This window comes from Serratia sp. NA_112.1, assembly GCF_052691715.1.
The window spans coordinates 233586-248961 of the sequence record NZ_JBQZFO010000001.1 but is presented as its reverse complement, the minus strand read 5'-3'; the positions used below and the strand labels follow the sequence as shown (position 1 = coordinate 248961).

General features: G+C 55.6%; 12 protein-coding genes. 2 read left to right on the top strand and 10 right to left on the bottom strand.

Annotation, left to right across the window (positions count from 1 at the left end; all coding sequences use genetic code 11):
* Positions 1-2 precede the first annotated feature (2 nt).
* Positions 3-1658, bottom strand: coding sequence for a bifunctional UDP-sugar hydrolase/5'-nucleotidase UshA (gene ushA, locus ACUTQ5_RS01240; RefSeq protein ID WP_445649754.1), 1656 nt, complete (start codon positions 1656-1658; stop codon positions 3-5).
* Between the two features lie 182 nt (positions 1659-1840).
* Here ushA and ACUTQ5_RS01235 point away from each other — a divergent pair, with 182 nt between their 5' ends.
* Together ACUTQ5_RS01235 and ybaL are read left to right on the top strand one after the other, a co-directional pair.
* The gene (locus ACUTQ5_RS01235; RefSeq protein WP_445649753.1) at positions 1841-3061 is read left to right on the top strand and encodes an MFS transporter; all 1221 of its coding nucleotides are present in this window, start codon (positions 1841-1843) and stop codon (positions 3059-3061) included.
* A 245-nt stretch (positions 3062-3306) separates the two neighbouring features.
* Positions 3307-4998: a YbaL family putative K(+) efflux transporter gene (gene ybaL / locus ACUTQ5_RS01230; protein WP_445649752.1), complete on the top strand. Its 1692-nt coding sequence runs from the start codon at positions 3307-3309 to the stop codon at positions 4996-4998.
* Positions 4999-5212: 214 nt separating this feature from the next.
* Here the strand turns inward: ybaL and ACUTQ5_RS01225 are convergent, their stop codons facing one another.
* The 9 genes from ACUTQ5_RS01225 to ACUTQ5_RS01185 all read right to left on the bottom strand — a co-directional run bounded on the left by ACUTQ5_RS01225 (position 5213) and on the right by ACUTQ5_RS01185 (position 15343).
* Entirely contained in the window at positions 5213-6517 is a 1305-nt protein-coding gene (locus tag ACUTQ5_RS01225; protein ID WP_261090298.1) for an inosine/guanosine kinase, read from the bottom strand.
* 91 nt (positions 6518-6608) lie between these two features.
* Positions 6609-7571, bottom strand: a complete 963-nt coding sequence (gene hemH / locus ACUTQ5_RS01220) for a ferrochelatase (protein ID WP_445649751.1) — start codon at positions 7569-7571, stop codon at positions 6609-6611.
* 145 nt (positions 7572-7716) lie between these two features.
* Positions 7717-8865 carry a glycerate kinase gene (locus ACUTQ5_RS01215; RefSeq protein WP_445649750.1) on the bottom strand — a complete coding sequence of 383 codons (1149 nt, stop codon included), beginning with the start codon at positions 8863-8865 and terminating at the stop codon, positions 7717-7719.
* 9 nt (positions 8866-8874) lie between these two features.
* On the bottom strand, positions 8875-10140 hold the full coding sequence (locus tag ACUTQ5_RS01210; RefSeq protein ID WP_012005580.1) for a GntP family permease: 1266 nt from the start codon (positions 10138-10140) through the stop codon (positions 8875-8877).
* Positions 10141-10258: 118 nt separating this feature from the next.
* The gene (locus tag ACUTQ5_RS01205) at positions 10259-11392 is read right to left on the bottom strand and encodes a sugar diacid recognition domain-containing protein (protein ID WP_445649749.1); all 1134 of its coding nucleotides are present in this window, start codon (positions 11390-11392) and stop codon (positions 10259-10261) included.
* Between the two features lie 168 nt (positions 11393-11560).
* Positions 11561-12205, bottom strand: a complete 645-nt coding sequence (gene adk / locus ACUTQ5_RS01200; RefSeq protein WP_012005578.1) for an adenylate kinase — start codon at positions 12203-12205, stop codon at positions 11561-11563.
* 202 nt (positions 12206-12407) lie between these two features.
* Positions 12408-14273, bottom strand: a complete 1866-nt coding sequence (gene htpG / locus ACUTQ5_RS01195) for a molecular chaperone HtpG (RefSeq protein WP_445649748.1) — start codon at positions 14271-14273, stop codon at positions 12408-12410.
* Between the two features lie 135 nt (positions 14274-14408).
* On the bottom strand, positions 14409-15014 hold the full coding sequence (recR, locus tag ACUTQ5_RS01190) for a recombination mediator RecR (protein WP_012005576.1): 606 nt from the start codon (positions 15012-15014) through the stop codon (positions 14409-14411).
* Positions 15014-15343 (bottom strand): YbaB/EbfC family nucleoid-associated protein, encoded by a 330-nt coding sequence (locus ACUTQ5_RS01185; protein ID WP_012005575.1) that lies wholly within the window; start codon positions 15341-15343, stop codon positions 15014-15016. The genes recR and ACUTQ5_RS01185 overlap by 1 nt, the downstream gene beginning before the upstream one ends.
* Between the last annotated feature and the right edge of the window lie 33 nt (positions 15344-15376).

Genomic DNA, 15376 nt, shown 5'->3' with positions numbered 1-15376 from the left:
ACTTACTGATAAACAATCTCGCCCTTCGGCTCATAGGCCGCCGCATCCAGCGGTGAGTGCTTCTCAATGTACTGTTTCAGGACTTCGGCATCGATAAAGCCGGTGTTGACGTAGCTTGGCAAAGTATCCAGCTTCGGATAGCCGTCACCGCCCAGCGCATTGAAGTTCAGCGTGGCCATACGGTAAGTTTTATCCACCTGCAACGGTTCGCCTTTGATTTTGACATTGCTGACGCCCTGCTTGCCGTCCGCCGTCAGGCTGACGTTGGCAAACTGTGCATAGGCACCGGAATCCACTTTCATATTAGCCACCGTCGCCAGGTATTTCTCCACCTCGCTGCCTTTCATTTCGACGTAGACCAGCGTGTTGCCAAACGGCTGTACCTTCAACACGTTTTTATAGGTAATGTTACCAGCTTCAATCGAGTCACGTACCCCGCCCCCACTCATTACGGCAAAGTCGGCCTCGGCACGTTCCATCTGTGCTGCCAGCAGAACGCGTGACAGGTTGGTTTGAACAAAGCGCACCTTACTGCGATCGCCTTCCAGCTTGCCATTAACGCTGCCAATTTTCACGTCCAACTGCGCCTTGCCCTTTTCCTGGAATGGCGTCAGTAGTTTCATCATCGACGCATCTTCCGCGATTTGCTGGGTGTAATACACGCGCTCGCTGGTGCCGTCGGCTTTCTCCACCTTCTTCTTCAGATTGACCGGGATCAGCTGATAATGCACCAGCTTCAGTTCACCGTTACGGAACTGGAAATCGGCACGGCCGACATACTTGCCCCACTCGTGCGCCTGCACGATCCAGGTACCGTTCTGACGATCCGGCGAGCACGGGGTGCCCGGAACATAATCCACCTGCTTGTGGTTTTCACCAGCCATACAGACCGGATCCTGCGAGTGGCCACCGACGATCATGTCCAGATAACCGGCAGGCAGGCTGCGCGCCATTTCGACATCACCGGGTGCGTTAGAGCCGTGGTTACCATCATCGTAATGGCCCATATGGGTCGCGGCGATGATCACGTCAGGCTTCTCGTCCTTACGCAGTTGCTCTACGACCTGTTTGGCTTCCTGCGCCGGCACGTGGAACTCGATGTCGGTGAAATATTCCGGGTTGCCAATCTTGGAAGTGTCATCGGTGGTCAGGCCGATCACCGCAATTTTGATGCCCTGCTTGTCGAACAAGGCATAAGGCTTGAACAGACGCTGCTGGGTGCTTTTCTGATAAATGTTGGCCGAAAGCAGTGGGAAAGTGGCCCACTTTTCCTGCTGGCGCAATACGCTGAGCGGATTGTCGAATTCATGGTTGCCGATCGCCATCGCGTCATAGCCCACCAGATTCATACCACGGAAGTCCGGCTCGGCATCCTGCAAATCGGATTCCGGCACGCCGGTATTAATATCACCACCCGAAAGCAGTAACAGGCTACCGCCCTTGGCAGCGACCTCTTGGCGAATGCTGTCCACCAGCGTTTTTTGTGCGCCCAGACCATATTCACCGTGGTCGTTCTGCCAGAAATGGCCGTGGTGATCGTTGGTGTGCAGAATAGTGATGTCGTAGGTCTTATCCTTTTCCCAGGCGCTGGCGGCTCCCGACAGGAAAGTCAGGGACACGGCCAAAGCGCATGCGGTGGTCTTTAACGAAAAGCGCATGGCGGAACTCCATATGATAATTAACTGTTTTTTTAGAGGTTGACGAAATTGTAGCGCGAAACAAAGGTAACAAATTTCAAATTTTTGCGATATGCATCAAATTATGTCGGATATGGTAAATTTTGAACAAATTGCCTAAGATATCTGCTCTTTCCTCTAAAACTTACCAGGCTAATAATAAAATGACCGACCGTAGCGAAACCGCCCTGCCACCGGCCAAGGGCAGTGCGGTTAAAAGGACTGCTTTCTCCATTCTCGGTGCCATCAGCGTCTCTCACCTGCTCAACGACATGATTCAATCGCTGATTCTGGCGATTTACCCGATCCTGCAGGCTGACTTCAGCCTCAGCTTCGTGCAGATCGGTATGATTACTCTGACCTACCAGCTCACGGCGTCCTTATTGCAGCCGCTGATCGGCTACTACACGGATAAACATCCGAAGCCGTATTCGCTGCCCATCGGCATGGGGTTTACCCTGTGCGGGCTGCTGTTGCTGTCCGTGGCCAATACCTTCCCGCTGGTGCTGTTGGCGGCGGCATTGGTCGGTACCGGCTCTTCGGTATTCCATCCTGAATCCTCCCGTGTAGCGCGGATGGCTTCCGGTGGCCGACATGGCCTGGCGCAGTCACTGTTCCAGGTCGGCGGTAACTTTGGCAGTTCCCTCGGGCCTCTACTGGCGGCGCTGATTATCGCGCCTTATGGCAAGGGTAACGTCGCCTGGTTCTCCCTGGCAGCGCTGCTGGCGATTGTGGTGCTATTGCAGGTCAGTAAATGGTATCAACAGCAGCATCGGGCAACAAAAGGCCAGCCTAAAACGGCCTCTTTGGTGAAACCGCTGCCGAAACGTACGGTTACCTATGCCATCAGCATCCTGCTGGTGCTCATTTTCTCCAAATACTTCTATCTGGCCAGCATTAGCAGTTATTACACCTTTTATCTGATGCACAAGTTCGGTGTTTCAGTGCAAAACGCGCAATTTCACCTGTTTGCATTTCTGTTCGCTGTAGCCGCAGGTACCATTATTGGTGGGCCTCTTGGCGACAAGATAGGTCGAAAGCGTGTTATTTGGGGTTCCATTCTTGGTGCTGCGCCATTTACGCTTGTTTTACCCTATGCATCTCTGTATTGGACCGGTATTTTAACGGTATTTATAGGGGTAATACTCGCTTCGGCGTTTTCTGCCATTCTGGTTTACGCTCAGGAACTGATCCCAGGAAAAGTGGGTATGGTTTCCGGTTTATTCTTCGGTTTTGCTTTTGGCATGGGGGGATTAGGTGCGGCGGTTCTTGGTTATGTCGCAGATTTGACCAGTATCGAACTGGTTTATCAAATCTGTGCTTTCCTGCCACTAATCGGCATTATTACCGCATTGCTGCCCAATATGGACCATAACTCACAATAACCCTGCTGTAGTCCCGGTTTGAGTTTATCGCCAAACCGGGTCATCCCCCACACAAACCCATATCCTTTGACTTATTAAGTGTTAAATCTCCTCATTGGCATTCCAAAAGTGGAATCCTCTGCTTTTTCGCAAAATAGCTATATTTAGCCAAGCACGTCGCGAACAAATGCAATAAACTAAATGTGTCTTTTCGTAACTATGTTGCGTTTCCCCTCTGCTGCCATGCATAGCTAGAAGGAGTCTGGATGCATAATTCAACACCGTTAATCACCACCATTGTCGGAGGCTTGGTCCTCGCCTTCCTCCTCGGTATGCTGGCCAATCGCCTTCGCATCTCCCCGCTGGTCGGGTACCTTGCCGCAGGCGTGCTCGCCGGCCCTTTTACCCCCGGTTTTGTTGCCGACACCTCGCTGGCTCCGGAACTGGCGGAAATCGGCGTGATTTTGTTGATGTTTGGTGTTGGCCTCCACTTCTCTCTTAAAGACCTCCTCGCAGTAAAACATATCGCCATTCCCGGTGCCGTGGCCCAGATTGCCGTGGCCACCTTGCTGGGTATGGGGCTATCGAAACTGCTCGGCTGGGATTTGATTTCCGGTCTGGTGTTCGGACTTTGCCTATCCACCGCCAGTACCGTGGTGTTGCTGCGTGCGCTGGAAGAACGTCAGTTGATTGATAGCCAGCGTGGGCAAATCGCCATCGGCTGGCTGATCGTAGAAGACTTGGCGATGGTGCTGACGCTGGTATTGCTGCCGGCATTCGGCAATATGCTGGGCAATAACAACGCCAGCAGCGGCCAGTTACTGATTGAGTTGGCAGTGACCATTGGTAAAGTCATCGCCTTTATCGCGCTGATGATTGTGGTTGGCCGTCGCCTGGTGCCGTGGATCCTTGCGAAAACCGCCAGTACCGGCTCACGTGAACTCTTTACCCTGGCCGTGTTGGCATTGGCACTCGGCATTGCCTACGGCGCGGTGAAGCTGTTCGATGTTTCCTTTGCCCTGGGGGCATTCTTTGCCGGTATGGTGCTCAATGAGTCTGAGCTGAGCCATCGAGCGGCCCACGACACCTTACCGCTGCGCGATGCCTTCGCCGTGCTGTTCTTTGTCTCGGTCGGCATGCTGTTTGATCCGATGATCCTGATCAACGAGCCTCTGGCGGTGCTGGCAACGCTGGCGATTATCGTGTTCGGCAAATCTGCGGCCGCATTCCTGCTGGTAAAAATGTTCGGCCACTCCAAACGTACCGCGCTGACCATCTCCGCCAGCCTGGCGCAGATTGGCGAGTTTGCCTTCATCCTGGCAGGGCTCGGGATCACGCTGGGCATGATGTCGGAGCATGGTCGCAATCTGGTGCTGGCAGGAGCTATTTTGTCGATCATGCTTAACCCACTGCTGTTCACCCTGCTCGAACGTTATCTGGCCAAGACCGAGACCATAGAAGACCAAATCCTGGAAGAAGCGGTAGAGGACGAGAAGCAGATCCCTGTCGATATGTGTAACCACGCGTTGGTGGTTGGCTTTGGCCGCGTCGGCAGCCTGTTGGGGACCAAGCTGGCCGAAGCCGGTATTCCGCTGGTGGTGATCGAAAACTCACGGCCACGGGTGGAAGCATTGCGTGAACAGGGCATTAAAACGGTGCTGGGCAACGCCGCCAATCCGGAAGTGATGGATCTGGCACGGCTGGACTGCGCACGCTGGCTGCTGTTGACCATCCCCAACGGTTACGAAGCCGGTGAGATCGTAGCCTCTGCACGAACCAAGCGGCCGAACATCGAGATTATCGCCCGGGCGCACTACGATGATGAAGTGTCGTATATCTCTGATCGCGGGGCGGATCAGGTGGTGATGGGTGAACGGGAAATCGCCAACAGCATGCTGAATATCCTTAAGCTGGATACACTGACTGAAGAAGAGAAAATGGGCGGTTGCCCGATCTGATGTGACAAGCGATGTAAAAAAGGTCCGGCTCGCCGGACCTTTTAGGTTGCTGACAAAGCAGGAAAAAGCGTGGTTTTTCCTGCTTTATGGTGAGCAGCCGAAAATCAATAAATTGATTTTCCTGATTTTTATTTATCGACCTCTACTCGCTCTGGGCAGGAATGAGGTTTGTCATCAGTCTGAAAGGTCCGGCTCGCCGGACCTTTTTGTTTTTTTACCGTTCCCAGTAAGACTCTTCCAGACTGTCTTCCCGTTCCGGCAAGCCGCGCGTCAGACGCGGTGAATGCTGGTTCAGCACCTGATAGCTGACACGGTTGGCGTATTTACACACCTGCGCCAACGAGGAGTAAGTCAGGTAACTGCGAACGTGCTTGCTGGAGTTCGGCACGTTATTGCGGTGAAAACCGTTAGCGGCAATATCATGCAACAGCGCTGACAGCGCCCCATCACCGGCACCGTTGGTGTTCATGATTTTTTCCGGTCCACCCATGTAAGGTGCAATGTGCGAATAGATGCGGAACGGGGTTTCGCAGCTTTCACGACGCATCGCGCGGCTGAACTCATAGCGGTTGAATTCGGCGATATGCCCCGGCAACAGCGGATGCTGAGTTTCACGCTTGTTGGCCTCTTCGGTGTAGCCCGCCATATACAGGCCGCTTGGCCCGGCGGTGCACAGCACCAGATCGACCCACTCCAGCGCCATGTCTGAAGCAGTCAGCGGATCGCTCAGCCCGGTCAGTTCCAGCGCTTCATCTTCGTTCATCGCCAGGATAGAAACGTGCTGTTTCAGGAAGTCGCGCCACCACTGTGGATTGTCGGCGATCACGTACTTGGTGCCGAGCGTCAGTACCACCGGCACATCGTGCTTTTTGGCAAACTCGATCGCCTGCATGGTAGCCGCCGGCATCGGTTCACCTTCCTTGCAACGCACCAGATAGGACGTCAGCACCAATGCCGAGGCACCGGCAATCACCTCTTCCTTCACGCTTTCCGGACGCAGTTGGTTCATCTGCCCAGGGCTAATGGCGAAGGTACGCTCACCGCTTTCACCGATCAGCGTGAAGCAGCGCCCAATGGCACCGTCAACCGCCTGCAGGTGGTTAAGATCGGTACGGCTGGAGGTATTGCACAGATAGCGGTAGGCGTAGCTGCCAATCTTGATGTTGCTGCACATCACGCCAAGCAGCACCGAACGGTCATCCGCCAGCACGGAATAGTTGTGCAAAGTATTGCCAATGGTACCGCCGGCAAACTGATGGGTGATTAAATTGTTGTCGATCAATTCCTGATACAGCGCCTCGGCGACGTCATCCTCGATCACCAGAGAATGTCCCAGACTCAGGCCATAGCGCTGGACGAAGCTGTCGTCCACTTTGGCTTCGATATCCACCAGCGTCTGGTCAATACCGACGACATAAGAGGTGCTGACTTCATTTTCGGGCTGAGCCTGCTGCAAGAGCGGATCGCGGGCGTTCACCGGAAAATAGTGTTTGGACTTACGTTTACCAGGAAATTTCATTTAATTGGCAGCAGTGGCAGTTAACAGGCAGAGAATGTTAGCACATTCCTGCCTGATTGATGATGGCTGTCACCATTTTGCGTTCTGAGGATCAGAGGCGCTGTGCCACCAGTTGCTGCATCATATCAATGTGCGCCGGCTCGTCGTTGAGCGCCGAAATGTACTCGAACTTCTCACCGCCGGCCTTAAGGAAGATCTCGCGGTTTTGCTCTTTGATCTCCTCCAGCGTTTCCAGGCAGTCCGCCGAGAAACCGGGGCAGATCAGCTGAATATGCTTAACGCCCTGAGCCGGCAGGCCTTTGAGGGTTTCGTCAGTATATGGCGTCAACCAGGGCTCACGGCCAAAGCGCGACTGGTAGGTCAACATGACCCGATCCGCTGCCAGTGGCAAGGTATCGGTCAAAGACCTTAGCGTATCTTCGCAGCGCTGCGAGTAGTCATCACCGAGACGCACATAACGCTTGGGAATGCCGTGGAACGACAGAACCAACCTATCCGGTTGACCATGTTCGGCAAACGACCGCTCAACGCTCTGACGCAGCGCGGCAATATAGGCCGGGTGCTCGGCATAGTCGCGGATAAAACTGACTGACGGCAGACGGCGATACCCCTTCAGTACGCGGGCCACACCGTCCCATACCGCGGCGCTGGTCGAGCAGGAGTATTGCGGGTACAGCGGCAACACCACCAGATTGGTCACCCCTTGTGCCAGCAGCTTGTCAATCGCCTCTGCCAGGCTTGGGGAGCCGTAACTCATACCCAGTTCAACCGGCGTGTTGGGCATACGTGCGGCCAACGCGCACTGCTGGCGGCGGCTGTAAACCAGCAACGGAGAACCTTCGTCCATCCATACCGACTGATACAACTTGGCGACACGCGGTGAACGGATCGGCAAGATAGCGCCGTTGAGGATCGGCCACCAAATCAGAGGGGCCGTATCCACCACGCGGTCGTCACTGAGGAATTCCTTTAGATAGCGTTTTACCGCCGACGAGGTCGGAGCATCCGGCGTGCCCAGGTTCACCAGCAATACTCCGTGTTTCTCTTGCTTCATCTCAGTTCCCCTTGGTTCATTGCAAGCTAACCCCCGGTTCTGGGTCAGGGGGTTAACGTCAATTAATGGCGCCCATTGTAACGGAAAAGCGCCTCATCGGAACCGATATCAGCAACAGGTACAGCCCATAACAAATAGATTGATCTCAGCCTTGCGCCAACAGCCACACCGCCGCCACATTGCGGGCCGTGACCTCAAGATTATCGGCCGCGTCCGTCAGGGCTTCCTCCAGCGTGACGACCCGGTCAAGCACCGAAAAAGCGGCGTCAATGCCATGCTGGTGCACCACCTGATAATCTTTCGACAGGCTGCCGGAAATGCCGATCACCGGCAAACCATTACGTTTGGCTACCCTTGCCACGCCAATCGGCGTTTTGCCGTGGATCGACTGGCTGTCCAGTCGCCCCTCTCCGGTGATCACCAGATCGGCGTCACGAAGCGCCTCTTCCAGCCGCAAAGTTTCAATCACGATCTCAATGCCAGGACGTAAGCTAGCGTTGAGCATGCCGAGCAAGGCTGCCCCCATTCCGCCCGCTGCACCGGCGCCCAATGCGTTGAGCACCTCACGGCCGGTGGCCTGCTGCAGCAAACTGCCGAAATGGCTTAGTGCCGCATCTAACTGCGTCACCATCTCCGGCGTGGCTCCCTTCTGCGGGCCAAACACCGCCGAAGCCCCATAAGGGCCACATAAAGGGTTATCCACGTCACAGGCAGCCGTTACGCTCACCTGCTGCAGGCGTGGGTCTACCGCTGAAAGATCAATTTGCGCTAACCGGGCCAGCGCCGCGCCACCCGGCGGCAACGGTTGCTGTTGGTCATCCAGCAGCCTGGCCCCCAGCGCCTGCATCATACCGGCACCACCGTCGTTGGTAGCGCTACCGCCGATACCCAGAATAATCGCCTTCACGCCGCGTTCCAGCGCCGCCAGGATCAGTTCACCAGTACCGTAACTGGTGGTAATACGCGGATCGCGCCGCTCTTTGGGGGCCAGATGCAGGCCGGAAGCGGCCGCCATCTCGATAACGGCAGTTTCCCCCTCCCCCAACAAGCCGTAAAAGGCAGTGACTGGCTGGCCCAACGGGCCGGTGACCTCAACCCGGACAATTTCTCCGCCGGTGGCCGCCACCATCGAATCCACCGTGCCTTCACCGCCGTCCGCCATCGGCAATTTTACATACTGCACCTGTGGGTAAATCTGGCGGAATCCGCGTTCGATGGCCTCGGCCACCTCCATCGCACTCAGGCTTTCTTTAAACGAGTCTGGGGCAATAACCACTTTTTTCAGCGTTTTCATCAGTATTCCTTATCCCGCCAGATTAAATACGCCAAACATCAACGCCGAGACGGCCGCAATGGTAAAGCCGATCAGGGTTTCATACGGCAGTAACTTCAGCCGTTGATGAACCACCATATTGACGCTGCCGCCGGTAGCGTGGAAGAAACTGCCGTGTGGCAGGTGATCCAGCACCGTAGCACCGGCATGGATCATCGCCGCCCCTGCCAGCCCACTGACTCCCAGCTCCAGCAAGGTGCTGCTGAATACGCCGGATGCCACGGCGGTACCGGCGGTGGTGGAAGCGGTCGCCATCGACATCAATGCCCCGGAAAGCGGGGCCAACAGCCAGGCTGGCATACCGGTGTGGGTCAATCCGTTAATTAATGCGTCCTTCAGCGCCGAGTTGGCGATAATGCCCGCCAGCGTACCCGTGCCGAGCAGCATAATGGCCACCGGTGCCATGCGGCTCAGGCCAGAAACCATAAACTGATTACACTGGCGAATACGCCCCATCAATAACGCCCCTACCAATCCGCCGGCAGGTAGCGCAATCAGCGGATCGACAGCAATACCGGCGATCGGCCGCAGCGACAACAGCACAATGGCAACCAACGGTGCGCTGATCGCCGCCGCAAAACCTGGGCGAGAACCTTCAGCATGCTGCGTCAGTTCCTCTGCCAGCACCTTGTCACCTTTGTTGCTCAAGCGCCGGGCCAGCAGATAGGCTACCACCAGCCCACACAGGCCAGGCACAATGCCGGCCATCATTACCGAGGTCAGCGGCACGTGGAAGTTATCGGCGGCCGCAATGGTGTTCGGGTTGGGTGACATCACGTTACCGGCCTTGCCGCCACCGATCATCGCCAACAGGATGGCACCGCGCGAGATCCCGGCCTTCTGGGCAATGGAGAGTGCGATCGGCGCTACGGTGATCACCGCCACGTCGATAAATACCCCAACCGCCGTCAGGATCAGTGTAGCTATCGCCAACGCCAGCAGCGCACGGGTTTCCCCGACCTTGCGGACAATGGTTTCAGCAATGGTATGTGCCGCGCCAGACTCAATCAGCACCCCGGCCAATACCCCCGCGGCCAGAATGCGCATCACGGCGTTGGTGATGCCCTGAGCGCCGGTGATCATCAGCGTCACGGTCTGAACCAGATCGGCGCCGCCACACAGCCCACCGGCCAGCGCACCGGCAATCATACCGTAGGCTGGTGGAACCTTGCGTAAAATCAGAACGATAGCGACAACCAATGCCACCAGCGCCCCCAATGTGGATACCGTTGTCATTATTATTTTCCCCGTTGTTGGTGTGGGGAAAACATATCCTGAGCGCCGAACATTAGCGTGAGAGGAAGCCACAAAAACCCAGCGGGTGGCGCACCGGAAAGTTGTGGTTTTACACAACTCAGTGGTGCATCAGCATGCCGATATATAGCTGCAAGGCATCCGTTAACTGATTGATTTTCAATCCGGTAATCGCCTCAATGCGCTGCAAGCGATAGCGCAGAGTATTGACGTGAATATGCAGCTCAGCGGCGGTCTGCGTCTGATCACAATTCCGCGAAAAATAGTGCCGCAGGGTGCTGCGCAGGACGCCTTTTTCATCACTGGCACCCAGGATCTGCCAGGGGCGTGAAAGCTCCTGCGCACGCCAGTCTTCGCCCAAATCGCACAGCAATGACGGCAGCGGATAGTCTTGGTAGAACAGCGTCTTGTGGCGCAACTTCAAGCGCTGCGCCATCGCCTGCGTGGCGCGGGCCGTCAGGTTAGAACGATGAAGCCCCATCTCACTGCTAAAGAAACCGCCGATAATCAAACGCAGGTTGAAACGCGACTGTAGCTGGCTTTGCAACTGCTGCGCCTGCTTGCGCTCCTGCTTCAAGTTCCATTCCCCTTGCACCAGGCTGGCGGGCCGCAGCAGAACCATTTCGTTTAGGCCGGTGATGGCGAGCAGCGCTTCACGCTGGGTGTGTTCCAGCTCCTCCAATAGTTCACGCAACAAATTCGGCTGGGGATCCTGTAACTCCAGGATCCAGACGATACGCGGCAGTTGCAGGTCCAGGCCCAGATAGGCAGCCATCGCCTCCAGTGAGGCCGATGCCGGCTGCGACTGCAGCAACTGATTCGCCAGCTCCTCGCGATAGCGCTTTTCCCACTGGTTTTGGCTGAGCAATGCTGCCTGCTCCACCATCAGCTCAGCCGCCATTTTCACCAGTTCGGCATAGGCACGCACCTGAGCGGGCTCGCCGGAAATGCCGATCACCCCCACCTGCTGGCTGCGAAAGCTAAATGGCAGGTTAATTCCTGGCCGTACACCTTTAAGATGCGATGCGGTCACCGTATCGATTTCCACCACCCGGTTCTCGGTTAGCGCCAATACCGCGCCCTCATGGCGCTGGAACAGGCGTGAGGGATTACCGGAAGCGATGATGACACCGTTGCTGTCCATAACGTTGACGGAATGGTTGATGATGCTCATCGCCCGCTGCACGATCTGGCGTGCGGTGGATTCTGCCAGCAAATTGGTGGTTCTGAGCATCAGGAAGGTCCCCATGGGTGATTACGAAGGCAGTTATACGTCATTTATCGCGGGTGATTAAAGCTCACGGGCTCAACAAGCCACGGCGATCACAGTTCGGCTGGAAAATGGCGAAAAAAAACGCCAGACCGATAAGGCCTGGCGCTATGCACCGCAATGAAAAACCGATCAGCCGAGGATGGTCGCCAGTTCAGCGCTCACTTCGGTCACTTTACGGGTGCCGTCGATTTTACGGTATTGGGTGTTGCCTGCTGCAGCTTCTTTGCTGTAGTAGGAAATCAACGGTGCCGTCATCTGGTGGTATTCAACCAGACGTTTGCGCACGGTTTCTTCCTGATCGTCTTTACGGGTCGTCAGGTCTTCGCCGGTTGCGTCGTCTTTGCCTTCCACCTTCGGCGGATTGAATTTAACGTGGTACACGCGGCCAGATGGCGCATGCACGCGGCGACCAACGATGCGATCAACGATCAGTTCGTCCGGTACGTCGAATTCCAGCACATAATCCACGTTGATACCGGCTTCTTTCATCGCGTCAGCCTGTGGAATAGTGCGTGGGAAACCGTCCAACAGGAAGCCGTTACGGCAGTCTTCCTGGGTGATGCGTTCTTTAACCAGTGCAATGACCAGTTCATCGGTTACCAGCTTGCCGGCATCCATGATTTCTTTCGCCTGCTTGCCCAGTTCACTGCCGGCCTTCACGGCTGCGCGCAACATATCACCAGTAGAGATTTGCGGAATACCGTATTTCTCCATGATGAATTGAGCCTGAGTACCTTTACCAGCGCCCGGAGCGCCCAGCAGAATGATACGCATTGCGTAAATCCCCTTGCTATGTAGTTTTTATAAAATTGCGAAAACACTCAACCATACCATTTCAGGGGGGGCTGGCTCAAGGTACGCGAGGAAATCGATTGCGGAGCCGAAGGGACGAAAAAGAGGATAAAACGCGGAAAATCAGTGAGAAAAGCAAAAAAAACGCCTCCAACCTTTAGGTCAGAGGCGTATAGAGTGACAATTATGCGGACAACAGTTTATTCATGCGGCGGATAAACTGATTTGGGTCTTCCAGCGTGCCACGTTCGGCCAGCAGCGCCTGATCCAATAACAGGTCAATCCATTCGGCGAATTGTTCGTTATCGCCCACATCGGATGCGCGTTTGACCAGCGCATGCTCCGGGTTCAGTTCGAAGATGTATTTCACGGCCGGCGCTTCCTGGCCCGCAGCGGCAAACAATTTCGCCATCTGGGTACTCATTTCATCGGCGTCGGTGATGACGATGGCCGGCGTGTCGGTCAGGCGGTGCGTCAGACGCACATCCTTCACGCGATCGCCCAGCAGGGTCTTCACGCGGTCAACAAATGGCTCCAGCTGCTTCTCAGCGGCCTTCTGCTCTTCGGTTTCATCCGCCAGCTTGTCCAGCGCGTCGTCCGCCTTGCTGACCGACTGGAACAGCTTGCCGTCAAACTCGGTCAGATAGCTCATCATCCATTCATCAATGCGGTCAGAAAGCAGCAGCACTTCGATGCCTTTCTTACGGAACAGCTCCAGGTGCGGGCTGCTCTTGGCGGCGGCATAGCTGTCGGCAGTGATGTAATAAATTTTCTCCTGCCCTTCGGCCATACGGCCAACGTATTCTTCCAGCGAAACGGTTTGCGCCGAGCTGTCACTCTGGGTAGAGGCGAAACGCAGCAGTTTGGCGATGGTTTCTTTGTTGTTCGCGTCTTCCGCCGGGCCTTCTTTCAATACCAGACCGAACTGCTGCCAGAACTTCTGGTAGCCTTCCGCGTCGTCTTTGGCCAGTTTTTCCAGCATCTGCAGCACACGCTTGGTCAGCGCACCGCGCAGGTTTTGCGTCACGCGGCTGTCTTGCAGAATTTCACGCGAGACGTTCAACGGCAGATCGTTGGAATCTATCAGACCACGCACGAAACGCAGGTAATTCGGCATGAACTGCTCAGCGTCGTCCATAATGAATACGCGCTGTACGTACAGTTTCAGACCGTGCTTGTGATCGCGGTTCCACATATCCCACGGGGCTTGGGCCGGGATATACAGCAGGCTGGTGTATTCCTGCTTGCCTTCCACACGGTTGTGGCTCCAGCTCAGCGGGTCAGTAAAGTCGTGAGCAATGTGCTTGTAGAACTCTTTGTATTCTTCGTCGGTGACGTCAGCCTTGCTGCGGGTCCACAGGGCCTGCGCCTTGTTGATTTTTTCCCAGGTAACGGTGCCGTCTTCTTCGTTTTTGGTTTCAATCTCAACCGGCAGTGCGATGTGGTCGGAGTATTTACCGATCACCGAACGCAAACGCCAGGCGTCGAGATATTCATCTTCACCTTCGCGCAGATGCAGGGTGATTTCGGTACCGCGATCTTCTTTGCTGACGTCGGCAATGGTGTAATCGCCCTCACCGACCGACTCCCAGAACACGCCCTGATCGGCGGCTGCACCGGCAGCTCGGGTACGCACGGTGACCTTATCTGCCACGATGAACGCAGAGTAGAAGCCCACGCCGAACTGACCGATCAGTTGGCTGTCTTTGGCCTGATCGGAACCGATAGATTCGAGGAAGGCTTTGGTCCCTGATTTTGCAATGGTGCCCAGGTTTTCAATCACTTCTTCGCGGCTCATACCAATGCCGTTGTCGGCAATCGTCAGCGTACGCTGGTCTTTATCGAAGGAAAGACGCACACGCAACTCGCCGTCGCCTTCATACAGCTCAGGCGCGGACAGCGCGCGGAAACGCAGCTTGTCGGCGGCGTCTGAGGCGTTTGAGATCAGCTCGCGCAGGAAAATTTCTTTATTGGAGTACAGCGAATGAATCATCAAATGAAGCAGTTGTTTTACTTCAGACTGGAAACCACGGGTTTCTTGACCTTTCATACTCATTGATTACCTCAAAGATATAGCTACCAAAATCGGACAATGAGGATCAAGTGGGGGTCAGGACATTGTTTTTCAAGCGACTGGGGGGAATTTTTTTGGAAAGTAGCGGGGCCGCGATGGCCCCGCTCAGCGTCAGAATTTGATAACGTGGCGACCGGCGAGGGAATGCGACAGCGTGGTGCCGTCGACCATCTCAAGCTCGCCCCCTACCGGCACGCCGTGGGCGATGCGGCTGGCCACTACGCCATACTGACCACACATCTCGGCGATGTAGTTGGCGGTTGCGTCACCTTCCACCGTCGGATTGGTCGCCAGGATCACTTCGGTAACGCTTTCTTTTTCCAGCCGTTGCTCCAACCGATCCAGACCTATATCACCAGGGCCAATGCCGTCCATCGGCGACAGGTGCCCCATCAGCACAAAGTAGCGCCCGGCGAACTGACCGGTCTGCTCGATGGCGTGAATATCAGCCGGGCTTTCCACCACGCAGATCTGGCCGTTTTGTTGACGGCGCGGATTGGCGCAGATGGTGCAGATATCCTGCTCGGTGAAGGTACGGCAATCGGCACAGTGGCCGATTTCCGACATGGCACGGGTCAGAGCCTGCGCCAAACGCATGCCACCGCTGCGATCGCGCTGCAACAGTTGGAATGCCATGCGCTGCGCCGACTTCGGGCCAACGCCCGGCAGGCAACGCAACGCCTCCATCAGTGTTTCAAGGAGCGGGCTGGTTTGCATCAGAACGGCATCTTAAAGCCAGGTGGCAGTTGCATGCCATTGGACACAGACGCCATCTTCTCTTTCTGGGTTTCGTCGATACGACGTGCGGCGTCGTTGATCGCAGCAGCGATCAAATCTTCCAGCATATCTTTATCGTCTTCCATCAGGCTCGGATCGATCTCCACACGACGGCAGTTGTGCGCGCCATTGATGGTGACTTTCACCAGGCCAGCACCGGATTCGCCAGTCACTTCCAATTTGGCGACTTCTTCCTGCATCTGCTGCATTTTTTCTTGCATTTGCTGGGCTTGCTTCATCAGGTTGCCCAGACCGCCTTTACCAAACATAGTCGTCTCTCGTCGCTAGGGCCGCGCACTTTA